The organism is Hymenobacter gummosus (assembly GCF_003970915.1).
In the GTDB taxonomy this organism is placed as follows: Bacteria; Bacteroidota; Bacteroidia; order Cytophagales; family Hymenobacteraceae; genus Solirubrum; species Solirubrum gummosum.
The window spans coordinates 410971-434973 of sequence record NZ_RXOF01000003.1 but is presented as its reverse complement, the minus strand read 5'-3'; the positions used below and the strand labels follow the sequence as shown (position 1 = coordinate 434973).

Here is a 24003-nt window from a genome sequence, read left to right as displayed (position 1 = left end):
GTAAACTCAACGAGAGGAATTGCTATCGAGCGAGATGTCTCGGCTTCGCTCGACATGACGGCCTAATGGCCCATCAGTGGCACTTGAAGTAGTCGAAGGGCTCCAGGCAGTCGTCGCACTGGTAGAGGGCCTTGCAGGCGGTGGAGCCGAACTGGCTGACCAGGCGGGTGTTGGCCGATTGGCAGTGGGGGCAGCGGATGGCTTCGTCCTGGCCGAAGAGGTTGAGCACGTGGCCGGTGACGTCTTTGGGCGGGGCAATGCCATAGGCTTCCAGCTTCTGCTTGCCGGCTGCCGTCATCCAGGCCGTCGTCCAGGCCGGGCTGAGCTGATTGTGGATGTGGAGCCTGGTAATGCCCTCGGCCAGCAGCCGCAGCCGGATTTCTGTGGCAATGACGCCCATGGCCGGGCAGCCGGAGTAGGTCGGCGTGATGGTCACGTGCACCTCGCCATCCGCCACCCGCACCCCGCGCACGATGCCCAGGTCCAGGATGCTGAGCACCGGCACTTCGGGGTCGGCTACCTCCTCCAGCAGCTGCCAGATGCGGTCCTCGGTGGGAATGGTAGGGGGGGGGGTAGGCGTCATGCGGCGTAGCGTTGAACGGCGGTTAGGCCGTCATGCCGAGCCTGTCGAAGCAGCTCTACCGCTGCGTTGAAATCGTGCAGTAGAGCTGCTTCGACAGGTTCAGCATGACGTTCTTAAATATGCGTCGAGAAACCCTACCACTTCATGCCCGGGTAGGCCCGCTGCATGTACTGCAGCTCGGTGAGCAGGTAGCCCAGGTGCTCGGAATGGCGGCCGGTTTTGCCACCCTTCTGCGCAAACACGCCCTGCGGCACCGCTAGCGTAGCTTCCTCGAATACCCGCGCCACGTGCTGGTCGATTTGCTGCTGAATGGCGGCGTAGCCGGGCACGAAGCCGACGGCTTGCAGGGCCTGCTCGGTAGGGGTGGGCGTGGTCAGCTCACCCTGGTAGCGCCAGAGGGCGTTGATGGCCGTTTCCACGCGGCGGCGGCTTTCGTCGGTACCGTCGCCGAGGCGGATAACCCACTCGGCGCTCCATTTCACGTGGTAGGCCGCCTCCTTCACCGACTTTTCGGCAATGGCGGCCAGCTGCCGGTCGGGGCCGGTTTGCAGCTGCACGAGCAGGTGGTAGTGGAACGCGTCGTAGAGGAACTGCCGCACGATGGTGTGGGCGAAGTCGCCGTTGGGCTGCTCCACCAGCAGCGGGTTGCGGTACTGCACCGCGCTGCGCAGGTAGGCCAGGTCGTCCTCGGTGCGGCCCTGGCCTTCCAGCTCGGCGGCGTACTGGTAGTAGCTGCGGGCCTCGCCCAGCAGGTCGAGTGAGATATTGGCCATGGCCAGGTCCTGCTCCAGAATGGGGCCGTGCCCGCACCACTCCGAGAGGCGGTGGGCCAGGATCAGGCTGGTATCGGCCAGCTGGAGCACGTAGTCAAACAGCTGCTGTCGCACTTCCGGCGTCACCTCGGGCAATAGGATGGTATGCGTGTCCTGCATAATTGGCCCGGGTTACATGTGCTTGATGGAGTCCGGCACGGTGTAGAACGTGGGGTGCCGGTAGATTTTGTCGTTGGCCGGCTCGTAGAAGGCGGCCGCGTCGTCGGGGTTGGAGGCGTGCACGTGCTTCGATTCCACCACCCAGATGCTCACGCCTTCGAGGCGGCGGGTGTACACGTCGCGGGCGTTCTGGATGGCCATTTCGGCGTCGGCGGCGTGCAGGCTGCCCACGTGCTTATGGTCGAGGCCCTGCTTGCTGCGGATGAAAACTTCCCACAGCGGCCATTCTTTCTGGGACATGTAATTAGGGGGTGAGGGTAGGAGGGTAGGAGTTTAGGAGGGGTGAGGTTTTTAAGGTTGAAAGGGCGAAGAGGGTTGGGGTATCGGAGTTGGGTTACGGAAAGTCGTACGAACGTTTTGCCTTGTCAACTCCTACCCTCACACCCCCTTACCCTCATACCCTAAACCTTCCCTCTTGCACTCCTTTTAGCGGCGTGGGCCAGGGCGGCTTCGCGCACCCACTCGCCCTCGTTCCAGGCGTCGACGCGGGCCTGCAGCCGCTCCCGGGAGCAGGGGCCGTTGCCCTTCACCACGTCCCAGAACTCGGCCCAGTCCACCTCGCCGAAGTCGTAGCCCTGCTTGGCTTCGTTCCACCGGAGCTTCTCGTCGGGCACGGTCAGGCCCAGGAACTCGGCCTGCGGCACCATCATGTCCACGAATTTCTGGCGCAGCTCGTCGTTGGTGAAGCGCTTGATGCGCCACTTCATCGACTGCTCGGTGTTGGGCGAGTCGGCGTCCTTGGGGCCGAACATCATCAGCGTGGGCCACCACCAGCGGTTCAGCGCCTCCTGGGCCATCTGCTTCTGCTCGGGCGTGCCTTCGCTCAGGGTCTGCATGATTTCAAAGCCCTGGCGCTGGTGGAAGCTTTCCTCCTTGCACACGCGCACCATGGCCCGGGCGTAGGGCCCGTACGAGGTGCGGCACAGCGGCACCTGGTTCAGAATGGCCGCCCCGTCCACCAGCCAGCCGATGGTGCCCATATCGGCCCAGCTCAGCGTGGGGTAGTTGAAGATGCTGGAGTACTTGGCCTTGCCCGAGTGCAGGTCGGCCAGCATCTGGTCCCGCGAGGCGCCCAGGGTTTCGGCGGCGGAGTAGAGGTAGAGGCCGTGGCCGGCTTCGTCCTGCACCTTGGCCAGCAGAATGGCCTTGCGTTTAAGCGAGGGGGCGCGGGTAATCCAGTTGCCCTCCGGCAGCATGCCCACGATTTCGGAGTGCGCGTGCTGGGAAATCTGCCGGATCAGCGTCTTGCGGTACGCCTCGGGCATCCAGTCCTTGGGCTCGATGCGCACGTCGGCGTCGATGCGGGTCTGGAATTGTTCTTCCTGGGTGAGTTCAGCCGTTTCCATGAGGGGCTAACAACGATTTACTAACAAGCGTTAGCAAAAGTGGGAAATTTTTCTGCGGAGCTTACGCCTGACGCTCTAGAACGTCATGTCGAGCGAAGTCGAGACATCTCGCGTGCTGATGGCCGAGAGTAACTTTTGTTCAACGAAGAAATTACTACCGAGCGAGATGTCTCGACTTCGCTCGACATGACGGCCTTTTTCGTTCGTTCAATGACTACGCTTACTGGTCGAAATCCACTGACACCATTTCCGAAGTCGGGCGGGCCTGGCAGCTGAGCACGTAGCCTTTGGCCACTTCCGTGTCGGAGAGGGAATAGTTCACGTCCATTTCCACCGTGCCCGCGGTTACGCGGCAGCGGCAGGTGCTGCACATGCCGTTCTTGCAGGAGTACGGCGCGTCGATGCCGCGCTCCAGCAGCGCGTCCAGAATCGTGTCGCCGTAGTACGACATTTCCAGCGGGTACTGCGAGCCTTCCAGCTGCACCGTCACGCGGCTGTGCTTGTCGTCTTCGCCCGCGGGGCGCTGGGTTTGCCGCTCGGCCTTGCGCTTTTCGCCCGCTTCGCCCGAGGTAAACATTTCGAAGTGCACCTTCTCGGGGGCCACGCCGGCTTCGGTCAGGGCCTCTTTCACGCCCAGAATCATTTCCTCCGGCCCGCAGATAAAGGCCTCGTCGATTTCCCGGGGCGGAATAATCTTCTGCAGAAACTGCTCGGCCTTGTGCTTGTCGATGCGACCGAAGAACAGGTCCGTGTCGCCGTGCTCCCGGCTCAGGATGTGGTACACGCTCAGGCGGTCCACAAACTTGTTCTTCAGGGCCTCGATCTGCTCCTTGAAGATGATGGAGTTGCGCCCGCGGTTGCCGTACACCAGATACACCTGGCTTTGGGGCTCGGTCAGCAGGATGGTCTTCACGATGGACATGACCGGAGTAATGCCCGAGCCGGCGGCAAAGGCCACGTACAGCTTCTGCTGCGCGGGGTGCAGCTCGGTGTAGAAGCGGCCCATCGGCGGCATCACCTCCAGCTCCTCGCCCACGCGCAGCTGCTGCACCGCGTGCGAGGAAAACCGCCCCTCCGGCACCTGCTTGATGGCTACGCGCCACTCGTTATCGAGCGGGGAGGAGCAGATGGAGTAGGAGCGGCGCACTTCTTCGCCGTTCAGCTCGCGCCGAAAGGTCAGGTACTGGCCCTGGGTAAACCGGAACGCCTCGCGCAGCTCCGTGGGCACGTCCAGCGCCACCGATACGCAGTCGGACGTCTCGCGCACGATGCTCTTGACTTTGACTTTATGAAAACGGCTCATGTCGTGTTTAGTGCTTGGTGCCTAGTGCCTGGTGCTTGGTTCGTGCTGACGCCAGAACGGCCCAAGCACCAAGCACCACCAACTACGCACTACTTCGCCAGCCCTTTCAGCAGCATGGCGACGATGTCATTTTCCAGCTCCTCGGCCGACAGCCCGCGGCCGGGGCGGTACCATAGCTCCACCCAGCGCACGGCCGAGAGGATGGTAAACAAGGCCACCGAGGGGTGCAGGGGCTGAAACTCGCCGGCCTGGATGCCCTCTTCGACCAGCCGGGCAAAACCCTGCTCGTAGCTTTTGCGGGCATCTTTGAACTCGGTCAGCTGGGGCTCGGGCAGGTACTTCCAGTCGTGGTTGGCCACCGATACGGCCGGACCTTCCTCCACCATCAGCCGGATATGCAGCCGGATCAGCGCCTCCACTTTAGCGGCGTACGTGGCCTCGGTCTGCTCGATGTCGTGGAGCTGGGAGATGTAGATGCCGGCAATGCGCTGGCAGATCAGCTCCAGGATTTCGTCCTTGCCCTTGATGTAGTTGTACATGCTGGCCGCTTCCAGGCCCACGTTGCCGGCAAGGTCGCGCATGGAAGTACCGCCGTAGCCCTTCTCCTTGAAGAGCTTGGCCGCCTCGTCCAGTATCACCTGGCGGCGAATGGTTTTCTTGGTCGTCAGCATAGGGTGGGCGGGGAGTACAGCTCGGGGCAGGAAAGGTACTGATTTTCTCTAACAAATGTTCGTAAGAAGACGGGGAAAACAGGTTTCGGCAAACAAGCCGGGCCGCCGGGCGGTTTAGGTGCTGAAATTCCGGGCCGGCTGCCCGGCGCACCAACCTATAGTATGGCGAAGGGTAGGGGCGAAAACGCCGGTGCTTGGCCGGGCCGCCAGCTTCCCGGCCCCGTGCCCGCACCGGGTCGGGGCAGTACAGGAGGGTCGGGTTGGCATTTCTCCCTAAGCCGTGTACCTTCGCCCGCGCATTCTCTCCATCGGCCCGGAGCTTGGGGCCCAAACCGTTTCCTTTCCCCTTTATGGCTAAAATCAAAGTTGCCATCAACGGCTTCGGCCGCATTGGCCGCCTGACGTTCAAGTCGCTGCTGAGCCGCCCGAACGTGGAGGTAGTCGCCATCAACGACCTGACCGATAACAAGACGCTGGCCCACCTGCTGAAGTACGACTCGGTACACGGCCGCTTCGATGGCACCGTGGAGTACGACGAGAACAGCCTGACCGTCAACGGCCAGCGCATTGCGGCCCTGGCCGAGCGCGACCCGAAGCAGCTGCCCTGGGGCGACATGGGCGTGGACGTGGTGCTGGAATCGACCGGCCGCTTCACCGACGAAGCGGGTGCTGGTCAGCACCTGACCGCCGGCGCCAAGAAGGTCGTTATTTCGGCCCCGGCTACCGGCAACATCCCCACCGTGGTACTGGGCGTCAACGAAGACATCCTGACCGGCGAGGAAACCATCCTCTCCAACGCCTCCTGCACCACCAACTGCCTGGCCCCGATGGCCAAGGTGCTGGATGACGCCTTCGGCATCGAGAAGGGCTACATCACCACGGTGCACGCCTACACCTCCGACCAGAACCTGCAGGACGCGCCCCACAAAGACCTGCGCCGCGCCCGCGCCGCTGCCTACAGCATCATCCCGACCTCGACGGGTGCTGCCAAGGCCGTGGGCCTGGTGCTGCCCCACCTGAAGGGCAAGCTCGACGGCGTGGCCATGCGCGTGCCGATTCCGGACGGCTCCACGACCGACCTGACGGTTATCCTGAAGCAGAAAGTAACCAAGGAGCAGATCAACGAGGCCGTAAAGAAAGCCGCCGAAGGTCCGCTGAAAGGCATCCTGGAGTACTCGACCGACCCGCTGGTGAGCATCGACATCGTGGGCAACTCGCACAGCTGCATCTTCGACTCGGAGCTGACCTCGGCCAACGGCACGCTGGTGAAAGTGGTGGGCTGGTACGACAACGAGTTTGGCTACTCGACTCGCACCGCCGACCTGCTCGAGAAACTCGGCAACATGGTGAAGTAAGCTGCGGCTGACTCACCAGGAAAGCCAGCTCCGTTTCGGCGGGGCTGGCTTTTTTGTTGACCACCGATGGGAACGGATGCTTGAACGGATAGAAGTGGATGCGGCCAATGCCCGCCCGAACCGCCTGAACAAATCCGTTCCTGTCCGTTCAACCATCCGTTCTTATCCGCGGTCTATCTTTGCCCTCTATGCCCGCCAACCTGTCCCGTCTGTGTTTCATCTTCAACCCGATTTCGGGCACCAACCGGCGCTTCGACCTGCGGGGGCTGCTGAACCGGCAGCTGGGTAAAGAGTACGCTTTGAACTACGAAATCCGGCCCACGGAGTACGCCGGCCACGCCGAGGAGCTGGCCCGCGCGGCCGCGGCGGAGGGCTTCGGCATCGTAGTGGCGGTGGGCGGCGACGGGACGGTGAACGAGGTGGGCCGCGGGCTGCTGGGCACCGGCGCGGCCCTGGGCGTGCTGCCGCGCGGCTCCGGCAACGGCCTGGCCCGCCACCTGGGCATCCCGATGGACGCTACGGCCGCCGTGAACCTGCTGCGCCGCCCCCGGGTGCTGCCCATCGACGTGGGCCGGCTGAACGGGCGGCCCTTCTTCTGCACCGCCGGCCTGGGCTTCGATGCGCACGTGAGCCGCTGCTTTGCCGAAGCCGGCACCCGCGGGCTGGCCACCTACGTGCGCGTGGCCCTGCGCGAGTACGGCCGCTACCGCCCCGTGCCCGTCACCATCGAGCTGGGCGGGCAGCAGCTGACCTCGGATTGCTACATGCTGGCCTTTGCCAACGCGGCGCAGTACGGCAACAACGCCTACATTGCCCCGCTGGCCGACATCCGCGACGGGCTGCTCGACCTCTGCCTCATCGACCAGATGCCGCTGAGCCGGGCCGTGCGCGTAGCTTACGGGCTGGCCGCCGGCACCCTGCCCGCCTCCGGGGCGGTGGTCTACCACACGGCCCGCACCGTGCGCGTCACGTCGCCGCAGCCCCTGGGCTTCCACCTCGACGGCGACTTTGCCGGCGAAGCCGCTGACGTAACCGTGGAGCTGGAGGCGCTGGCTTTGCCGGTGGTAGTAGGGGAGGAGTTTAAGTAAGTTGTCAAATGGTCGGATGGCTAAATTGCCAAATGGCTGACTGGTCAAACTGTTAAATGGCTGATCGTGCTGAGGTCAGACTGGCCAGTTATTTAGCCATCCAGCCACTTGACTAGGAATCAAACCAGACCGGCCAGCCATTTGGCCATTTAACAGTTTAGCCATTCAACAAGATGAGCAAGCAGAACCGCACCGGGGTGGTGTACTCCACCAACCCCGACTTCGAGTACCAGAACGACGACCAGCCCGAGGCCAGCACCCTGCCGCCCCAGCAGCAGCAGCTACGCGTGCAGCTCGACAAGAAGCAGCGCGGCGGCAAGCAGGTGACGTTGATTACCGGCTTCGTGGGCCGCGACGAGGACCTGCAGGCCCTGGGCAAGACGCTCAAGACCAAGTGCGGGGTGGGCGGCAACGCCAAGGACGGTGAAATCCTCATCCAGGGCGACTTCCGCGAGAAAGTGCTGGCCGAGCTGCTCAAGCTGGGCTACAAGGCCAAGAAAATCGGCGGGTAGGGCCGCGGGACCGTATAGGCCATATTTGGTCGTTTTTACACCTTGCCCATGCGCTGTCCCGTTTTGCTGCCCTTGCTGTTGTCGGTGCCCGCTCCGGGGCGGTTCGAGCTGGTGGAAGGCTCGGTGCGCGGGCTGGTGCAGTGGCTGAAGCTGGGCGTGGAGGCGGTGGGCGCAGGTGTCATCGGCATTGGCATCCTGACGGCCCTGGGGCAATTGCTGCCCATGCTGCTGCGGCGCCGACCCGCCAATTTCACGGCCGTGCGCCTGTCGTTGGCCCGCTACCTGGCCCTGGCGCTGGAGTTTCAGCTGGGCGCCGACATCCTCTCCACGGCCATAGCGCCCAGCTGGCAGCAGATTGGGCAACTGGGCGCCATTGCCGTTATCCGTACGGCGCTGAACTTCTTCCTCACCCGCGAAATGAAGGAGGAGCAAGCCTCCGCCGCCGAAGAAGTTGTAGACGCCAAGGCGGAAGGAGAATCAATTAAGAATTAAGGAATCAGGCTACTCTCGGTTCCAAACCAAGTATGACCTATTCACTCAATCACTCAATCACTCAATCACTCATTGCGCCCCTAGCTGCCGCAGGGCGCGTTGCACATCGTCGGGCGTGTCGATGCCGTGGGTAGCCAAATCGGTTTCGGCGGTGCGGATGCGGAAGCCGTGGGCCAGCCAGCGCAGCTGCTCCAGGCTTTCGGCCAGCTCCAGCGCGTCGGGGGCCAGCTGGGTGAGCTGCCGGAGCACGGCGGGGCGGTAGGCGTACAGGCCGATGTGGCGCAGGAAGCGGTGGTGCTCCAGCCACGACATCGAGGGGTACTGGCGCAGGTAGGGGATGGGGTGACGGCTGAAGTAGAGGGCTTCGCCCTGCGCGCCCAGCACCACCTTGGGCAAGTGGGGGCTGAACAGCTCCTCCTGGCTGATAACCTGCTTGACGAGGGTGGCAATCTGGGTTTCCGGCTCGGTAAACAGGGCCAGCAGCGCGTTGATTTGCGTGGGCTGGATGAACGGCTCATCGCCCTGGATGTTGACCACGCAGTCGGCCGGCTGCCCGAGCTGCTGGTAGGCCTCCCACACCCGGTCGGTGCCGCTGGGGTGGTCGGGGCGGGTAAGCACGGCCTCGCCGCCGAAGCCTAGTACGTGGTCCAGAATCCGCGCGTCGTCGGTGGCTACCACCACGCGGTCGAGGTCGGCCCGGCGGGCCTGCTCCACCACGCGCTGAATCATGGATTTGCCCGCCAGGTCGACCAGCGGCTTGCCGGGCAGGCGGGTGGAGGCGTAGCGGGCGGGAATGATGCCAATGCTGTGCATAGGGGCAGGAGCGGGGGAATGCGGCCGGGGCGGCGGGTGTGGATTATGCCCGGCAAAATTGGCACGCGGCGGGCCAAAATCCTGCGCCGCAGGCAACTTTCCGTATCTTTCGCCAATGTAGCGCGGCCTGCGGGACTCGTTTGTCCTCCCTCCAACGCCGCGTGCTGTGCCGTACGCTACCCTCCGTATGCCCCGTAATACCCCGACTTTCCCCGCGTTTTCCGCGCTCTGCTTTTTTCTGCTTCCCCTCACCGCCGCCGCGCACACCCCCCCGGTGGCCCCGCCCGATTCCGTCGGCGTGGTGGTGCGCCAGAGCAAGACCTTCGTGCGGCACCGCGTGGCTTCCGGCGAAACCCTCTACGGCCTGGCCCGCCGCTACGACGTGAAGGTGGAGCAAATCATGGAGGCCAACCCCAGCATCAAAGGCGAGCTGAAAAAAGGCACCGAAGTGCTGATTCCGCGCCTGCGGGCCGTGGTGCCGGCCAGCAGCACGGCCGCCAAACCCGCCCCGGCGGCTTCCGCCGCCGCCAAAGGCCTGAGCACCGATGCGGCCGGCAACCGCGTGTATAAAGTGCAGGCCGGGCAGACGCTTTTCGCCATTGCCCGCAAGTTCGACGTGAGCCCGAGCGCGCTGCAGCGCTACAACAGCAAGCAGCTGCCCGCCAGTGGCGCGGTGCGGGTGGGCCAGACGCTCATCATCGTGCCGGCCGGGGGCGCTGCCAAGGCCCCGGAGCCGGCGCCCGTAGCCGCCACCCCCAAAACGGCCCCGCCCACCGGCCGCCCCGAGCGCGACGACGAAGCCGAAAAGGAGCGGGCCCGCGAAGCCGAGCGCGAAAAAGAGCGCGCCGCCAAGGAAGCCGCCACCACGCCGGCCAGCAGCCCGGTTGCCACGGCCGACGAGGAGCCGGAGCCGGCCCGCGCCAGCGAGATTGTGCGCAAAGTGACGGAAAGCGGGGTGGCCTCGGTTATCGAAGGCGGCAACTCCGAGAAGTACCTGGCCCTGCACAAAACCGCCCCGGTGGGCACCATCATGATGGTGCGCAACATTATGAACGGCCGCGTGGTGTACGTGCGCGTTATCGGCAAGCTGCCCGATACCGGCGACAACGCCTCCGTGCTGCTGCGCCTCTCCAAGCGCGCCGTGGCCGTGCTCGGCACGCCCGACCAGCGCTTCCGCGTCGAGACGTCCTACCTGCCGGAGTAGAGCGGAAATCATAAGCACGTCATTCCGAGCGCAGTCGAGGAATCTCGCGTGCTGACTTCCCCAAGTAATCTGCTCGTTGAACGAGGATTTTACTATCGGACATCAGCACGCGAGATTCCTCGACTGCGCTCGGAATGACGTTCTAATTACTATCACCAAGTGACCCACCAGGAAATCCAGGTCCTGCTCGACGACCGGTACCGGCGCTACGACCAGCCTTCGTTTATCGCGCCCGACCCCATCAGCCTGCCCCACCGCTTCAGCCGGCGGCAGGACGTTGAAATCAGCGGGCTGTTTGCGGCTCTGCTGGCCTGGGGCAAGCGCAGCATCATCCTCAACAAAGGCCGGGAGCTGCTGGCCCGCATGGACGACGCGCCCTACGACTTCGTCCGCCACCACCAGGACGCCGATTTGCGCCGCCTGGAGCAGTTCTGCCACCGCACCTTCTGCGACACCGATTTGCTGTACTTCGTGCACTGGCTCAGCTGGTACTACGGGCAGCACGACTCGCTGGAGGACGCTTTCCTGAACGGCGCCACGCAGCGGGAACGGCTCGAAAACTTCCATAACCTGTTTTTCTCCCTGCCCGACGCGCCCGAGCGCACCCGCAAGCACGTGGCCACGCCCGCCCGCAACTCGGCCTGCAAGCGGGTGAACATGTACCTGCGCTGGATGGTGCGCCGCGACGAGTATGGCGTCGACTTCGGCCTGTGGACGCGCCTTTCGCCCGCCGACCTCGTCTGCCCCCTCGACGTGCACGTGGAGCGCGTGGCCCGGCGCCTGGGCCTGCTCCGGCGCAAGCAAACCGACTGGCAGGCCGCCACGGAGCTGACCGACAACCTGCGGCAGTTCGATGCGCACGACCCGGTGAAGTACGACTTCGCCCTGTTCGGGCTGGGCATCGACGAGAAGTTCTGAGGGGCAGCGGGTAATCCGAAAATGCCCGCCCTGCAGGCCTAGGGCTTGCATGGGCGGTACCGACCCGTAACAGCCCCGCCTACTTCATCGTGAGGGCGGGGGATTAGTCGCTGGCTGCTGGCCGGCAGCGGCTAACAAGCGCGCCGGTAACCGTAACGAGGCCGCGTAGCGGATAACTCATGTCAACCGGTGGATAGAGCGGGGCGGTAGCCGTTGCGGCGCTGCTTTTTTTAGCGTAGGTTCCGGCTTCGCCCACGTCCCGCTTTTCCGCGCCATGACCACCTCCACTGCCGCCGCCACTCAGCTGCAAAGCCACTGCATTCAGGTTCGTTACGGGCTGGTATACCTGGCCGTGCTGGGTTTCGTCGGAGGCCTGATGAGCGGCATCATCGGCGGCGTATTGCTGAGCGAAAACCTGCCGGTAGCCGGCGGGGTGTTGCTGGCCCTGGCACCGGTGCTGCTGGTAGCGGCCGTGCTGGTGTACCGCCGCGGGCAGTTTCCCGTCGACGTGGCCCTGACGCCCGCGGGCCTGCAGCTCACCCCGCTGGGCCGCGCCCTCAAGCAGGGCGTGCCCGCCGAAACCGTGCCGCTCAGCAGCATCGGCGGCTACTCCAGTATGGAGCAGTACAACAGCCTGCAGCTCAAGCTCTACCGCACCGATGGCCGCGTGCTCACCCTGGCCGACCGGCCCCGCTCCGTCCTGAAGGAGCTGGAGCCCGGCTTCGTGCCCCTGGCCGAGCTGAGCGCGGCCCTGCAGACCCGGCTGGCCGAAACCGGCTCCGCGGCCCAGGCCCGGCCTAACTTTTTCCAGGGCATCTGGGGGCAGCTGCTGGCTGGCCTCTGCGCGCTGTGCTTCGTGGCCGGGCTGGTGCTGATGTTTGTACCCGGGGTGGAGTGGACGCAGGCCCTGCGCCTGCTCACCTTCTCCTCGATTTACCTGGGCGTGTACTGGCGCAACCGCCGCCCCCGGGCCGACGCCGCCTAAGCGCAGGCCGCTACGGCAGCTGGTAAAGCGTCAGGACGCTGCCCTTCCGCTCAAAGTGCGTTTGCAGCAGCAGGCCGCGGCTGCCGTCCTGGGGCACCAGGTACAGCACGTCGATTTCGGCCCGGCCCGCCGTGGCCTTCTCCACCACGGGCTTGACGCGCGGCAGCAGCCCGGTTGTAGCCTTATCGGCCGCCAGGAAACCGGCGGCCGACAGCTGGCTGTAGCCGCTGCCTTCCAAGGTGGATTGCTGCTCCGAGAGCAGGGCCAGCGGCAGCCCCAGCTCCTGCTTGCTGGTGCCGGGCCAGGCGCCGGTGGTTTGCAGCTGCCCCGCGGCATTGTAGGTGGCAAAGAGCAGCTGCCAGGAGCCACGGGGAGCAAACTGCATCGTCAGCTCCCCGGTATCCGGGGCGCGCAGCAGCCGGGCCTGCCGCTCGGGGGAGGGGGTGCGCAGGCCGGTGGAGGTACCGGCCGGGTAGGGGGCCTGCGCGGTCGAGAGCAGCTTGCCCTCCGCCGAGTACCGCTGCAGGTAAGTGCCCTCCGTCGGCTTCAGAAACGCCCGCAGCGTGGTGAACGGCGCGCTGGCGTATTCGCCCCAGAACCAGCACTCCCCGGTGGCCGGGTCGAGGTACAAGTCGCCGGTGCCGCCCATCGTCAGGTTATAGAGGTCCGGGAAATCGAAGTTGGTGCGCCCCCCGGAGCCCATTGACGACTGCGTCAGCTCCACCGGCGTGTGGCCCTGCGCGGGGGCGTGGGGCATGCGGCCGGAGTAGTAGCTGAACGTGCCGGGCTGCAGCTGCTGGTGCAGGGTGGTGGTGAAGCTGCTCACCAAGCGGCCGGCGTTGTCGAGGATGCACACGTCGAACTCCGGCCCGGCGTTTTTGGGGTAGTCGTTGGGCTGGCCCGGCGTGCCGGCGTAGCGGTAGAAGTAGGTGCGGTCGGGGCGGTGGCCGCCGTACACCCAGTCGGTAAACCGGCTTTTGTCGGGCTGCTGGTCGTAGCGGGCGGGCAAGGCCAGCTTGCTGCGCTGCAGGGTCTTGCTCGTCAGATCGTAGCGCTCCACAAACCACTCGTCGGGGCCCGCCTTCTTGGCGCGGTGCTCGGCCAGCACGTAGCACGCGTCGTTTTCGAGGTAGCTGCCCACCACGCTGCGCTCGGTATTGGCGGCCAGCGGGGGCGCGTCGAGGGCGTGCGGCGTGACGCGGCCCTGCTCGTCGATTACCTGGAGCAGCAGCTGGCCCGGCTGCAGCTTAAGCGTCGGGTTGGCCCGCTCCACCGGCTCCAGCAGCACCAGGCGGTTGCCCCAGGCCATGAGCTGCGCCTCGTAGGCGTAGGTGAGAGAGGCGCGCGGCACGGTAGCTTCCCAGGCTGGCTGGCCCGCCGCGGTAAAGGCGCGCAGCTGGCACTGGTAGGTGCCGCCGGCGCGCGTCCACACCACCGGGCTGCCGTTGGCCAGGCGGACCGCGCCCAGGATAAATTCCTTTTCGGGCAGCTGCAGGGTGTGAGCGGGTTGCGGGGCCTGGGCGGCTGCCGGCTGCCGGGTGGCCAGCGAGCCGAGCAGCAATAGCGTAAGGGTAATGCGCATACAGAAAAAAAGAAATCAGCGGGCCGTTGCGGGACGGGCTTGAAGACGGCGCAGAAGGGCGCAAGTTACCGAATCTGGGGACGGCAAACCGCACTGGTGGGCGGCTGCGGCGGCCGGTAGCGGCCGTCCGCCGGGGTGCCCGGAAGGCCGCCGGGCTGATTTTCAAGTGGTGGCGCCCTACATTCTGCGCATTATCCTGCGCTGCTGGTATAGCTTTGCCTGAATCTTTTGGCCGCGTTGGCTGTTAAAGAAGGCTGGCTGCCGCCGTCCGCGGCCAGCCCTGGTTCCAAACTACCGACTACTCAGTACCTAGTACCACTTGATTTACCCCAACACCTTCGAGCAGAAAATCGGCTTCCAGCAGGTGCGTGAGCGGCTGGCCGAGCTGTGCCTCAGCGCCCTGGGCCGCCAGTACGTGCAGAAGATGCAGTTTCAGCCCCGCGCCGACGAGCTACGCAAGCTGCTGCTGCAGACCGACGAATTCCGCCAGCTGCTCAGCAGTGGCGCCGATTTCCCCAGCCAGTACTACCACGACGCCGGCCCGCACCTGCTGCGCGCCCAGATTCCGGGCGCCTACCTGGAAGCCGCGGCCGTGTACGAGCTGAAAATGTCCCTGCGCACCATCCGCGAGGCGCTGACCTTCTTCGTGCAGGCGCCCGAGGGCCTCTACCCCACGCTGCGCCTGCTGGGTGTGGGCGTGCAGGCCGACCGCAACCTGCTGGCCAGCATGGACAAGGTGGTGGACGATGACGGCCACGTGCGCGACGACGCCTCGCCCTTGCTGCGCCAGATACGGCAGGAGCTGATCAACCGCCAGGGCATCCTGCGCCGCTCCATTGCCGACGTGCTGCGCCGGGCCCGCTCCGAGGGCTGGACGCCCGAGGGGGCCGAACCCACGATTCGGGGCGGCCGTCTGGTGCTGCCCATCGTGGCCGAGCACAAGCGCCGCATCAAGGGCCTGATTCACGACGAATCGGCCACGGGCCAGACGGTGTACATCGAGCCCGAGGCGGTGTTCGAGCTGAACAACGACATCAAGGACCTCGAAAACGCTTGGCACCGGGAGCTGGTGCGCATCCTGATTGCGCTGACCGACCAGATCCGGCCCCACATTCCGGACCTGCGCCGGGCCTACAACTTCCTCGGCCTGCTCGACTTCATCCGCGCCAAGGCCCGCTTCGCGCGCCAGCTCGAAGCCGTGCTGCCCAAGCTGTCGGCCCGCCCGCTGGTGAAGTGGAACCAGGCCCGGCACCCGCTGCTGTACCTGAACTTCAAGGAGCAGGAGCGCGAAGTGGTGCCCCTGGACCTCGACCTCAACCCCGAGCAGCGCATCCTGGTCATTTCGGGCCCGAACGCCGGCGGTAAGTCGGTGGCGATGAAGACGGTGGGCTTGGTGCAGTACATGCTGCAGTGCGGCCTGCTCATCCCGGTGCGCGAGGACTCCGAGGCCGGCGTGTTCGACGACATTTTCCTCGACATCGGCGATGAGCAGAGCCTGGAAAACGACCTGAGCACGTACTCCTCGCACCTAACGCACATGAAGCAGTTTCTGCTGCTGGCCAACAAGCGCAGCCTGGTGCTCATCGACGAATTTGGCACTGGCACCGAGCCGGTGCTGGGCGGCGCCATTGCCGAGGCCGTGCTGAGCGAGCTGAACCGGGTGCGGGCCTACGGCGTCATCACCACGCACTACACCAACCTGAAAAACCTGGCCGAGCGTACGCCCGGCCTCGTCAACGGGGCCATGCGCTACGACCCGAAGCACCTGCAGCCCCTCTACCGCCTGGAGACGGGCAAGCCGGGCTCCTCGTTCGCGCTGGAAATTGCCCGCAAAATCGGCCTGCCCAAGAACATCGTGGAGCGGGCCTCGCAGCTGGTGGGCAAGGAAAAGGTGCGCTACGACCGGCTGCTGGAAGAGCTGGAAGCCGAAAAAGCCCAGCTCGAAAAGCGCAACGCCGAGGCCGAAAAGCACGAGCGGCGCATGAAAAAGGTGGCCCAGGAGTACCAGGACCTGAAGAACCACGTCGAGGAAACCCGCCAGGACGTGCTGCGCGAGGCCAAGCAGAAAGCCAAGCTGCTGCTCAAGGACACCAACGCCCAGATTGAGGCCACCATCAAGGAAATCCGCACCGCCGGGGCCGAGAAGGAGCAAACCAAGCAGGCCCGCCAGAAGCTGGAAACCTTCGTGCAGAAGGAGCTGAAGGAGGAGCTGCCCAAGCCCCGCGGCACCCGCGAGGTGGTCGACCCCAAGGCCCTCAAGCCCGGCGACAAAGTGGCCCTCATCGGCCAGGAAGGCTACGGCGAGCTGGTCAGCCTGAAGGGCAACACCGCCGAGGTCCTGTTCGGGGGGCTGAAAACCATCGTGAAGGTGAAGCAGCTGGAAAAGGTGACGCGCTCGGAAATCCGGGAGCGGGAAAAGCAGGCCGCCCGCCAGGCCCCGGCCGCCGAAGCCCGCGCCACCGGCGGCCTCGACGTGACCGGCCGCATGGCCGGTTTCAGCACCACCCTGGACTTGCGCGGTGAGCGGGCCGAAGACGCCCTGCAGCGCATCATGAACTACGTGGACGACGCGGTGATGCTCGGCGTACCCGAAATCAAGTTCATCCACGGCCGCGGCAACGGCGTGCTCCGGCAGGTGGTGCGCGACTACCTCTACTCCCAGCGGGCCGTAGCCAGCGTGGCCGACGAGCACGCCGACCGCGGTGGCGACGGCGTGACGGTGGCCGTACTCAAATAAGTAGCTTGATTCTCAGTGTTTAAGCGCCGGTTGCCTTTGCAGCAGCCGGCGCTTTTTTCGTGGCCGATAGCCCTGGCGTGGGCCTTTGGGCTTATACCCCGCTTGCTCTATATTTGCCCGATGCGGCGGGCCGGGCTTCGGGCGTGCGGCCGCGCTATCAACTCCTTCTTTTTATCCGCACTACCCGCCCGGGCGGGCCATTTATGAACGGTTTTGGCATTATCGGCCTGCTCATCTGCCTGGGCTGCGCCGTGGTTACCTACCAGGGGCTGAAATACGACAGCTACCTGCAGCGCTACAAGTTTCAGGTGGGGGCCATCCTGAACCTGCGGCAGTACGGCCGGCTCCTGAGCGCGGGCTTTTTGCACGTGGGCTGGCTGCACTTTGGTTTCAACATGCTGGTGCTCTACAACTTCGCCTTCGGCTTGGAGGGCTTTCTGGGCGCTGGCCGCTTCGCCGGGCTGTACCTGCTGAGCCTGGTGGGCGGCAACCTGCTGGCCCTGTACCTGCACCGCCGGCAGCTGAGCTATAGCGCCGTGGGGGCCTCGGGCGCGGTGGCGGGCGTGGTCTTCGCCTGCATTGCCCTGCTGCCCGGCGCCGAGCTGACGGTCTTCGGCCTGCTGACGCTGCCGAGCTGGGCCTACGGCCTGCTCTACGTGCTGATTTCCATCTACGGCATCCGCGCCAAGGACACCGGCGTAGGCCACGCCGCCCACCTGGGCGGAGCCATTACGGGCCTCGTGGTGGCGGCGGCTATCGAGCCTTGGGTGGTGCAGGCGAATTACGTGACCATCCTGCTGGCCCTGCTGCCCACCGCGGCCTTCCTGGCGCTGGTGATGTGGCGCCCCGAAGTGCTGGCCGGGGCCCGTATTTTCTCGCAGGAGCGCGGCCTCTACACCCTCGACGACCGCAGCAACATAGCCAAGCGGCAGCGGCAGGAGGAAATGAACCAGCTACTCGATAAAATCAGCGCCCGCGGCGTGGATAGCCTCAGCAAGCGCGAACGGGAGCGGCTGGCCCGGCTCTCGGAGTGGTGGCAGGACGTGGAGGCGTAATACCTCCGGGAGCAGGCAGCGCATTTGGCCCGTCAAGCAGAGTGCGCTGCACGACGGACAAGACATTTTCTCCAAAAGCCAAGCGGCCGGCCCCTGACAGCAGGAGCCGGCCGCTTGGCTTTCGGGCGAGCCGAATTACTTCTTACGGGTAATCATCGGCACGGCGGGCTGGGTGCTGATGCCCATGCTGTTGGCCGACGACACGCGCACGTAGTAGGTGGTGCCGGCCTGCAGGTCGGTCAGCGTCAGCTGGTGCTGCTTGGTGGGCGTCTTGTCTTCCACCATGCCGCCCAGGGCGGGCGTGGCGCCGTACTCTACCTTGGTAGTGCCGGGGTTGATGGTCGAGAAGTCCACCGTGATGCTGTTCTTGGTCACGGCCACGGGCACCGGCTCGCCCTTGATGACGGGCAGGCCACCGGCCACCACGAAGTCGGTGCTCAGGCGGGGCAGCAGCTGGTAGCCGGTGGGCGTACCCGAGGGCGAGTGTTGGCCTACCACGCCCACCAGGTCGAACTTCTCCGTGGGCGGGGTGAAGCCCACCAAGCCGTCGGGGCCGTTGGAGGGGGCCGAGATGCGCACGATGGCGCCGGCCTGCCCGTTGATGAGGTAGTTCACGTTGCCGGCCAGGGCGGAGGCGGGGTTGCCGCCGGTGGTGGTCAGGCGCTCCACCTCGGTGATTTTCACCAGGCGGCCCTCGTGGGTTTCGTTGAGCACCTTGGTCAGCTCGGCGGCGGGCACCGTTACCATGGCGTACTTACGCCCCGAGCCCAGCTTTTTCACCGACTGCACCGGGTCCATTTCCAGCAGGCTGTTGTAGTTTTTCAGCGTGCCGTGCACCTCCACGCTGTCGCCGGGCACCAGGTTCTTGAGGTCGTCCAGGGTGTTGGAGAAGATGGGCAGGCCCGCCTCCCGGTCCTGGATGTAGCGGATGTTGCCCAGCTCGCCGCCGTTGACCACCACGCCGCGCACCGTCACGGTGGTGCCGGGTTCGGCCGTGCGCACCGCCGCCAGCGTCAGGGGGCCGGCCGGGGCCGCCGGCGCCGCGGCCGTTTCGGGCTGCGACTTGGCCGGGGTGGTAGTCGTCGTCGTAGTGGTCGTCGTGCGCTTTTTGGTGGTCCGGGTCTGCGCCTGGGCCGAGAGGAAAGTACCGCTGCAGAGCAGGGCCAACAGAGTCAATTTTTTCATTTGAGGGCGAAGGGCGGCAACAGGTATAGGGGGGCAAACTCTATACAAATTTGGCGGTAGTTCCTGATACTATTGCAATGAGAGTGGATGGTATTATCAAATTTTAATATCTGAATGCTTGGCCGGTCTAGAGAATATTTACCTCCGGGTGCAGCTCAATACCGAACTTCTCGCGCACGGAGGCAATGATTTCCTCGGCCAGGGCGCGCACCTCGGCCCCCGTGGCCCCGCCGTGGTTGACCAGCACCAGGGCCTGCCGGTCGTGCACGCCGTAGCGGCCGCCCTCACCGGCGCGGTGGCCCTTCCAGCCGCACTGCTCAATCAGCCAGCCGGCGGGCACCTTCACGCCCCCGGGCACGGGGTAGCCGGGCAGCTCGGGGTACTGGGCCTTGAGGGCGTCGAACTTGGCCTGCGACACTTCCGGGTTCTTGAAAAAGGAGCCGGCGTTGCCCACCTGGGCCGGGTCGGGCAGCTTGCTGCGACGGATGCTGATGACGGCCTGGCTGACCTGCTGCGGGGTGGGCTCCTCGGTCACGCCCATTTCCTCCAGCGTGCTGCGGATGGCCCCGTAGCTGGTGTTGGCCGGCTGCCGCTGCCGGTGCAGGCGCATCACCACGCCCGTCACGATGTACTGGTTGCGCAGCGGGCCCTTAAACACCGATTCGCGGTAGCCAAAGCCGCACTCCTCGCGCGAGAAGCGCCGCAGCTCGCCCGTGCTGATTTCGACGGCCTCCAGAAACTCGAAGGCGTCCTGCAGCTCCACGCCGTAAGCGCCGATGTTCTGCAGCGGGGCCGCGCCCACCGTGCCCGGAATCAGCGAGAGGTTTTCGAGGCCGGCCAGGTTCTGGCTGAGGGCGTATTCCACCAGCCCGTGCCAGGACTCGCCCGCGCCGGCGCGCACCAGCACGGTGTCGTCGGCAGGGCCGTCGGGGAGGAGGTCCAGCCCGCGGATTTCGTTTTTGAGCACCACCCCGTCGAAGTCCTGGGTGAAGAGCAGGTTGGAGCCCCCGCCGAGCACCAGCTTGGGGGCGGCCTGCACCTCGGGCTGGCGCAGCAGCGCGCGCAGCTCCTCCACCGAAGTGAAGGTGGCAAACAGCCGGGCCTTGGCGTCGATGCCAAAAGTGTTGTAGGCGCGCAGCGACACGTCGCGCAGCAGGGCAGGGGAAGCGGTAGACATGGGGCAAAGATAGCGCGGCCGCTCGGCCGGGCGGCAAGGTAGCCGGCCGCGGGGCCGCCGACTCCTTCCGCCCCCGGTGCTGGGGAGGCGCCTGGCGAGGAGCGAGAAGTACCCCAACTGGCTGCAAGGGCCTGCAACGCCCGTCGAAGGGGATTACAACCGGTTGTAGCCGCCGTTCACGCCCGTCTAACCCGACTACAACCGGTTGTAAAGGCCTTCAATGCGGGTTGGAGCCGGCACCAACCGGTTGTAATCCCCTTCGACGGGCGCCGGAACCCTTTACAATCGGTTGTGCCAGGGTTCGTCCGGCCGAAAAAGCACCGCCACCGGCTGCAGGGGCCTCCCGGTCGTTGGGGGAAGGCACCGGCAAGCGGTGGCGGGGCGAAGTCAGAAGGGCGGCCGGGCTTAGCGCACGCGGTAGCCGCTCAGGGCGTAGTAGAGCAGGTAGGCGTAGCAGAGGGCGGGGAGCAGGAAGGCTACGCGCAGGCCACCCCCGTGGGTAGCTACCCAACCCATGAGCAGCGGAATCAGGGCGCCGCCCACAATGGCCATGATCAAGTAGGAGGAACCCTGCTTGGTGAACGGCCCCAAGCCCTTGATGGCCAGCGGGAAGATGACCGGCCACATGATGGAATTCATCAGCCCGCAGAGCACAATCAGCCACAGTGCCGCCTCGCCACGCAGGGCCACGGAGGCCACCACCAGCACGGTGCCCAGCGCGCAGACTGCCACCAGCATGGGGCGGTCGGGGAAGCGGCGTAGCAGCGGAATGCCCACGATGCGGCCTATCATGGAGCCAAACCAGTACGAGGCCACCAGCACGGCCCCTACAGCCTTGGTGAAGCCACTGGCGGTGTCGATGGGCAGGGGCGTCTGGCCGATGACGACCAGGCCGTAGTTGGTTACAGCGTTAAGGCCGCGCACGAGTTGCTGGGTGAAGTCGCTGAGCTGACGGATGCCCTGGGCCTCGCCGTAGCGAATCAGGAAGTCACCCAGGCCGACCTCGACCCCAACGTACATGAAGATGGCCACGACGCCCAGCACGAGGTGGCGGAAATCAAGCGCGGAACGACGGCCTTGCAGCAGGGCAGCGTCGGCGGCCACGGCTTCTTCATCGGCCGGAATGCTGTCGATTTCGGGCAGGCGCAACAGGAAGAACACGCCCGCCAGGACAGCCAGGAAGGCAGCCAGCCCGAGGTAGGGGGCCTTCACGAGGGCGGCTTCCTCCAACAGACGCTGCGACTGCGGCAGTTGGGCCAGGCGGGCTTTGAGTACCTCCGTGCTGCCGAACAGAATCAGGCCGCCTACCAGGGGCGAAAGCGTGCCGCCCAGGTTGTTGGCCACGCCCACCAGGCTGACGCGGCTGGCCGCCCGGCGCGCCGGCCCCAGCACCGACACGTACGGGTTGGCCGCTACCTGCAGCAGCGTCACGCCAGCGCCCAGCAGGCTCAAGCCGGCTAGAAACAGGCTGAGCGCCCGGGCATTGGCAGCCGGAATAAACATCAGCGCCCCGCCGGCCATAATGAGCAGCCCCAGCACAATGCCGCGTTGGTAGCCCAGGCGCTCCAGCAGGTAGCCCGCTGGCAACGACATTAGAAAGTAAGCCGCGAAGAAGGCAAACGGCACCAGTGAGGACTGAAAATCCGTCAGCTGACACACGTCCTTGAGGTAGGGCATCAGTACCCCGTTGAAGTTGGTGACGGCCCCGAACAGGAAGAACAGGCTGGTCATGGCCGCCATGGGCAGCGCGTAGCTGCGGGCGGGCCCGGCGGCCACGGCGGTGGCGGAGGAGGAAGTAGTGGGAGCGGCCATCGAGGCGGGTAGGAGGTGAATACGGGGCTTTAAAGATAGGAAAACGCGGCAGGGGCCCGCTACGCTTCCTGCTGGGCGGCGGGCTTAGCGGTTCAAAAACCAGGCTATGCCCCGGATGCGCTGGTACTCGGCCGGCAGGGCCGCTAGCTGCTGACGAGCGGGCTGGGGGCAGCGGCCGGGCAGCACGCGCTGGTAGCTGCGCTGGGCGGAATCAGGCGGATAGATGTATTCGACGGTATTTAGCACCAAGCCCCGCCAGCGGAATTTGTATGGGGGGCGCCCGCTCCGGGTGGTCGTACAGCAGGCCGCGCACTACTTGCTCAGCCGGCGAAAAGTGGGGTTGATGAAGTCGAAGCAGTGGGTGAAGCCGCCGGTGGCCGCCCGGTTCCAGCTGCAGGCTGGTCCGGATGCCCGGAGTCTGGCCCACCGCCGGCAGGCTGAACGTGTCCCGGAAAGCCGCCTCGGGGAGGTGCGCCGCCGCCCGCCGCAGCGCCTGCACCCGGGCCGCCTCAAAGCGTTGGGGGCATTGCACCCCAACGGTCGGCCTGAAAAGCGCCCGGGGCGGCAGAGTCCGAAGAATCCGCCTCACAGGCCGCCAGCAACGACAGCGCGCTGGTAAACCAGCGGATACACAAACGCATGGGAATCGGATGAGGCAATGGTCCGCCCAACTTGCAGAATCAGCCGGCCGGATTTAAGCTCCGGCGGCAGAAAACCAGCCAGTCAGACCTGCTTGCCCGGCCGCGTGTAGCGCCACGCCCACAACATCAGCGGCAGCTGCAGCGGCAGGCGCGCCCACAGCAGCCACTGCGGCGCGCCAACGCCCCCGCCGGGCAGCCGGGCCATGTACACGTTGGCCGGAAATACGGCCAGCAGCAGCGCCACCAGCCCCCAGGCGGCTACCCGGCGCGTGCGCCGCGGCAGCAGCAGCAGCCCCAGCCCAATTTCGGCCGCGCCGCTTAGGTACACCAGCGCCTTGGGCACGGGCAGCAGCGGCGGCACGATGCGCACGAAGGGCCGGGGCCGCAGAAAGTGGAAGACCCCAGCTGCGACGAACAGGCCCGCCAGGGCCAGTAGACCAAAGGGGAGGCGACGCGGCGGAGGGGATGAAACGGAAGCGGGCATGGCCGGGAACAAGGCGGGAAGGGCGCTAAAAATCAGCGGGACTACGCTCGGCGCCCAATGAGGATGCAGTGCGTATCCACCTGCTCCGCCCCGCGCGGATAGGGCTTGCGCAGCTCCTGCAGCTCCCCGAAACCAGCCGTGGCCAGGGCGTCGCGCACGGCTGCCGCCGGATGGTAGTACACGTAGGCGCCGGTCTGCCCGTTGCTGGCCAGCTCGAAGCCCGAGCGGCTGGCCGCGTCGTCGATGAAGCTGAGGTAGAGCACGCCACCGGGCGCCAGCCGCGCCGCCGCGTCGTGGGCCAACTGGGCGGTTTCGGCCGGGGTGAGGTAGGGCAGGCAGAAGCCGGCCACCACGGCCTCGAACTGCTCCGTCAGCTGGTCGAGGTGGCGGGCGTCGAGCAGCCGGGTGCGGGCCGCGGGGTTGTTTTGAGCGGCCAGCCGCAGCATGTTGGGGGCCGGGTCGGTGGCCAGCAGCTGCAGATCGGGGCGGCGCCGGAGCAGGGCGCGGGTGAGGTTGCCGGGGCCGCAGCCGAGCTCCAGCACCCGGGCCGCGGGCGGCAGCAGCTGCGCGAGCCTATCGTAGCTGTCGTCGTAGAGGTCCAGGTCCATAAACTTGGCCTGGTAGGCCTCGGCCAGCTGGTCGAAGGCGGCAATGGTGAGTTGGTGACGGTCCATGCGGGTGGGATAGAAGGAACTTGGAATCTGAGGGCTAACCGGAAAACCGGGCTAGGGCCGCCTCCCGCGAATCAACAAAGCTGACCTGCCCGCGCGCGTTGCTTTCCCGGATAAAATCCTGCAGGCTACGGCCCGGGTAGACGCTGAAGTCACCGATAATGGCCAGCCGCAGCCGGTAGGTCGAGAACTTCTGCAGCACCTCGCCCGCCAGCCCGGTTTTCAGGTCGAAAAAGGCCGGGGCCAGCTGCTCGGTGCGCAGGATAACGCCCTCGAAACCCTGGAAGTATAGGTTGCCGGCAAGCTCGGCCCCGTCGGCCGGCGTGCTGATAACGCGGGCATCGACAAGTAGCTCGGCCAGGTTGGTATTGTCTATGGAGGAAAGCGGCAAATCCAT

At 65.6% G+C, this 24003-nt stretch carries 24 protein-coding genes; 9 read left to right on the top strand and 15 right to left on the bottom strand.

Features of this window, described 5'->3' with window-relative positions; genetic code table 11:
• Positions 1–73: 73 nt before the first annotated feature.
• The 6 genes from paaD to EJV47_RS07850 form a co-directional block, all read right to left on the bottom strand.
• Positions 74–583, bottom strand: coding sequence for a 1,2-phenylacetyl-CoA epoxidase subunit PaaD (gene paaD / locus EJV47_RS07875; protein ID WP_126692597.1), 510 nt, complete (start codon positions 581–583; stop codon positions 74–76).
• Between the two features lie 134 nt (positions 584–717).
• The gene (paaC, locus tag EJV47_RS07870; protein ID WP_126692596.1) at positions 718–1515 is read right to left on the bottom strand and encodes a 1,2-phenylacetyl-CoA epoxidase subunit PaaC; all 798 of its coding nucleotides are present in this window, start codon (positions 1513–1515) and stop codon (positions 718–720) included.
• Between the two features lie 12 nt (positions 1516–1527).
• Complete coding sequence (gene paaB / locus EJV47_RS07865) at positions 1528–1815, bottom strand: 1,2-phenylacetyl-CoA epoxidase subunit PaaB (RefSeq protein ID WP_126692595.1); 288 nt, start codon at positions 1813–1815, stop codon at positions 1528–1530.
• 161 nt (positions 1816–1976) lie between these two features.
• The gene (gene paaA, locus EJV47_RS07860) at positions 1977–2921 is read right to left on the bottom strand and encodes a 1,2-phenylacetyl-CoA epoxidase subunit PaaA (protein ID WP_126692594.1); all 945 of its coding nucleotides are present in this window, start codon (positions 2919–2921) and stop codon (positions 1977–1979) included.
• Positions 2922–3141: 220 nt separating this feature from the next.
• Positions 3142–4224: a 1,2-phenylacetyl-CoA epoxidase subunit PaaE gene (gene paaE, locus EJV47_RS07855; RefSeq protein WP_126692593.1), complete on the bottom strand. Its 1083-nt coding sequence runs from the start codon at positions 4222–4224 to the stop codon at positions 3142–3144.
• 89 nt (positions 4225–4313) lie between these two features.
• The gene (locus tag EJV47_RS07850; RefSeq protein ID WP_126692592.1) at positions 4314–4895 is read right to left on the bottom strand and encodes a TetR/AcrR family transcriptional regulator; all 582 of its coding nucleotides are present in this window, start codon (positions 4893–4895) and stop codon (positions 4314–4316) included.
• A gap of 350 nt (positions 4896–5245) precedes the next feature.
• Between EJV47_RS07850 and gap the strand changes: the two genes are divergently transcribed.
• The 4 genes from gap to EJV47_RS07830 all read left to right on the top strand — a co-directional run bounded on the left by gap (position 5246) and on the right by EJV47_RS07830 (position 8342).
• Positions 5246–6250 (top strand): type I glyceraldehyde-3-phosphate dehydrogenase, encoded by a 1005-nt coding sequence (gene gap / locus EJV47_RS07845; RefSeq protein WP_126692591.1) that lies wholly within the window; start codon positions 5246–5248, stop codon positions 6248–6250.
• 188 nt (positions 6251–6438) lie between these two features.
• Entirely contained in the window at positions 6439–7338 is a 900-nt protein-coding gene (locus EJV47_RS07840) for a diacylglycerol/lipid kinase family protein (protein WP_126692590.1), read from the top strand.
• A gap of 173 nt (positions 7339–7511) precedes the next feature.
• Positions 7512–7850, top strand: coding sequence for a translation initiation factor (locus EJV47_RS07835; protein ID WP_126692589.1), 339 nt, complete (start codon positions 7512–7514; stop codon positions 7848–7850).
• 48 nt (positions 7851–7898) lie between these two features.
• Positions 7899–8342, top strand: a complete 444-nt coding sequence (locus EJV47_RS07830; RefSeq protein ID WP_126692588.1) for a DUF1622 domain-containing protein — start codon at positions 7899–7901, stop codon at positions 8340–8342.
• Between the two features lie 69 nt (positions 8343–8411).
• Here EJV47_RS07830 and kdsB read toward each other — a convergent pair whose 3' ends face one another.
• Positions 8412–9155, bottom strand: a complete 744-nt coding sequence (gene kdsB / locus EJV47_RS07825; protein WP_126692587.1) for a 3-deoxy-manno-octulosonate cytidylyltransferase — start codon at positions 9153–9155, stop codon at positions 8412–8414.
• Between the two features lie 187 nt (positions 9156–9342).
• Between kdsB and EJV47_RS07820 the strand changes: the two genes are divergently transcribed.
• The 3 genes from EJV47_RS07820 to EJV47_RS07810 all read left to right on the top strand — a co-directional run bounded on the left by EJV47_RS07820 (position 9343) and on the right by EJV47_RS07810 (position 12262).
• Positions 9343–10359 (top strand): LysM peptidoglycan-binding domain-containing protein, encoded by a 1017-nt coding sequence (locus EJV47_RS07820; RefSeq protein WP_126692586.1) that lies wholly within the window; start codon positions 9343–9345, stop codon positions 10357–10359.
• A 159-nt stretch (positions 10360–10518) separates the two neighbouring features.
• Complete coding sequence (locus tag EJV47_RS07815) at positions 10519–11277, top strand: TIGR02757 family protein (RefSeq protein WP_126692585.1); 759 nt, start codon at positions 10519–10521, stop codon at positions 11275–11277.
• Between the two features lie 274 nt (positions 11278–11551).
• Positions 11552–12262: a hypothetical protein gene (locus tag EJV47_RS07810; protein WP_126692584.1), complete on the top strand. Its 711-nt coding sequence runs from the start codon at positions 11552–11554 to the stop codon at positions 12260–12262.
• A gap of 10 nt (positions 12263–12272) precedes the next feature.
• Here the strand turns inward: EJV47_RS07810 and EJV47_RS07805 are convergent, their stop codons facing one another.
• A complete protein-coding gene (locus EJV47_RS07805) occupies positions 12273–13844 on the bottom strand; it encodes a hypothetical protein (protein ID WP_126692583.1) in 1572 nt (523 codons plus the stop codon).
• A 319-nt stretch (positions 13845–14163) separates the two neighbouring features.
• Here EJV47_RS07805 and EJV47_RS07800 point away from each other — a divergent pair, with 319 nt between their 5' ends.
• Together EJV47_RS07800 and EJV47_RS07795 are read left to right on the top strand one after the other, a co-directional pair.
• Positions 14164–16581 carry an endonuclease MutS2 gene (locus tag EJV47_RS07800; protein ID WP_126692582.1) on the top strand — a complete coding sequence of 806 codons (2418 nt, stop codon included), beginning with the start codon at positions 14164–14166 and terminating at the stop codon, positions 16579–16581.
• Between the two features lie 203 nt (positions 16582–16784).
• Positions 16785–17636 carry a rhomboid family protein gene (locus tag EJV47_RS07795; RefSeq protein WP_126692581.1) on the top strand — a complete coding sequence of 284 codons (852 nt, stop codon included), beginning with the start codon at positions 16785–16787 and terminating at the stop codon, positions 17634–17636.
• A gap of 135 nt (positions 17637–17771) precedes the next feature.
• Here the strand turns inward: EJV47_RS07795 and EJV47_RS07790 are convergent, their stop codons facing one another.
• From EJV47_RS07790 to EJV47_RS07765, 7 genes are all read right to left on the bottom strand, one after another.
• Complete coding sequence (locus EJV47_RS07790) at positions 17772–18821, bottom strand: hypothetical protein (RefSeq protein ID WP_126692580.1); 1050 nt, start codon at positions 18819–18821, stop codon at positions 17772–17774.
• A 127-nt stretch (positions 18822–18948) separates the two neighbouring features.
• Positions 18949–19998, bottom strand: coding sequence for a UDP-N-acetylmuramate dehydrogenase (murB, locus tag EJV47_RS07785; RefSeq protein ID WP_126692579.1), 1050 nt, complete (start codon positions 19996–19998; stop codon positions 18949–18951).
• A 405-nt stretch (positions 19999–20403) separates the two neighbouring features.
• Positions 20404–21810 carry a sugar MFS transporter gene (locus EJV47_RS07780; protein ID WP_126692578.1) on the bottom strand — a complete coding sequence of 469 codons (1407 nt, stop codon included), beginning with the start codon at positions 21808–21810 and terminating at the stop codon, positions 20404–20406.
• Between the two features lie 84 nt (positions 21811–21894).
• Complete coding sequence (locus tag EJV47_RS27945) at positions 21895–22056, bottom strand: hypothetical protein (protein WP_165903657.1); 162 nt, start codon at positions 22054–22056, stop codon at positions 21895–21897.
• Between the two features lie 477 nt (positions 22057–22533).
• Complete coding sequence (locus tag EJV47_RS07775) at positions 22534–22935, bottom strand: DoxX family protein (protein ID WP_126692577.1); 402 nt, start codon at positions 22933–22935, stop codon at positions 22534–22536.
• Between the two features lie 41 nt (positions 22936–22976).
• Positions 22977–23609: a class I SAM-dependent methyltransferase gene (locus EJV47_RS07770; protein ID WP_126692576.1), complete on the bottom strand. Its 633-nt coding sequence runs from the start codon at positions 23607–23609 to the stop codon at positions 22977–22979.
• A 34-nt stretch (positions 23610–23643) separates the two neighbouring features.
• The gene (locus EJV47_RS07765; protein WP_126692575.1) at positions 23644–24003 is read right to left on the bottom strand and encodes a DUF4180 domain-containing protein; all 360 of its coding nucleotides are present in this window, start codon (positions 24001–24003) and stop codon (positions 23644–23646) included.

Coding starts and splice junctions, on each gene's coding strand:
- EJV47_RS07805 (WP_126692583.1), bottom strand. CDS start 13,844: ATGCGCATTACCCTTACGCTATTGCTGCTCGGCTCGCTGGCCACCCGG.
- paaE (WP_126692593.1), bottom strand. CDS start 4,224: ATGAGCCGTTTTCATAAAGTCAAAGTCAAGAGCATCGTGCGCGAGACG.
- EJV47_RS07780 (WP_126692578.1), bottom strand. CDS start 21,810: ATGGCCGCTCCCACTACTTCCTCCTCCGCCACCGCCGTGGCCGCCGGG.
- murB (WP_126692579.1), bottom strand. CDS start 19,998: ATGTCTACCGCTTCCCCTGCCCTGCTGCGCGACGTGTCGCTGCGCGCC.
- gap (WP_126692591.1), top strand. CDS start 5,246: ATGGCTAAAATCAAAGTTGCCATCAACGGCTTCGGCCGCATTGGCCGC.
- paaA (WP_126692594.1), bottom strand. CDS start 2,921: ATGGAAACGGCTGAACTCACCCAGGAAGAACAATTCCAGACCCGCATC.
- EJV47_RS07810 (WP_126692584.1), top strand. CDS start 11,552: ATGACCACCTCCACTGCCGCCGCCACTCAGCTGCAAAGCCACTGCATT.
- EJV47_RS07765 (WP_126692575.1), bottom strand. CDS start 24,003: ATGGATTTGCCGCTTTCCTCCATAGACAATACCAACCTGGCCGAGCTA.
- paaB (WP_126692595.1), bottom strand. CDS start 1,815: ATGTCCCAGAAAGAATGGCCGCTGTGGGAAGTTTTCATCCGCAGCAAG.
- kdsB (WP_126692587.1), bottom strand. CDS start 9,155: ATGCACAGCATTGGCATCATTCCCGCCCGCTACGCCTCCACCCGCCTG.
- EJV47_RS07835 (WP_126692589.1), top strand. CDS start 7,512: ATGAGCAAGCAGAACCGCACCGGGGTGGTGTACTCCACCAACCCCGAC.
- paaD (WP_126692597.1), bottom strand. CDS start 583: ATGACGCCTACCCCCCCCCCTACCATTCCCACCGAGGACCGCATCTGG.
- EJV47_RS07770 (WP_126692576.1), bottom strand. CDS start 23,609: ATGGACCGTCACCAACTCACCATTGCCGCCTTCGACCAGCTGGCCGAG.
- EJV47_RS07840 (WP_126692590.1), top strand. CDS start 6,439: ATGCCCGCCAACCTGTCCCGTCTGTGTTTCATCTTCAACCCGATTTCG.
- EJV47_RS07830 (WP_126692588.1), top strand. CDS start 7,899: ATGCGCTGTCCCGTTTTGCTGCCCTTGCTGTTGTCGGTGCCCGCTCCG.
- EJV47_RS07790 (WP_126692580.1), bottom strand. CDS start 18,821: ATGAAAAAATTGACTCTGTTGGCCCTGCTCTGCAGCGGTACTTTCCTC.
- EJV47_RS07850 (WP_126692592.1), bottom strand. CDS start 4,895: ATGCTGACGACCAAGAAAACCATTCGCCGCCAGGTGATACTGGACGAG.
- EJV47_RS07775 (WP_126692577.1), bottom strand. CDS start 22,935: ATGCCCGCTTCCGTTTCATCCCCTCCGCCGCGTCGCCTCCCCTTTGGT.
- EJV47_RS07820 (WP_126692586.1), top strand. CDS start 9,343: ATGCCCCGTAATACCCCGACTTTCCCCGCGTTTTCCGCGCTCTGCTTT.
- paaC (WP_126692596.1), bottom strand. CDS start 1,515: ATGCAGGACACGCATACCATCCTATTGCCCGAGGTGACGCCGGAAGTG.
- EJV47_RS07795 (WP_126692581.1), top strand. CDS start 16,785: ATGAACGGTTTTGGCATTATCGGCCTGCTCATCTGCCTGGGCTGCGCC.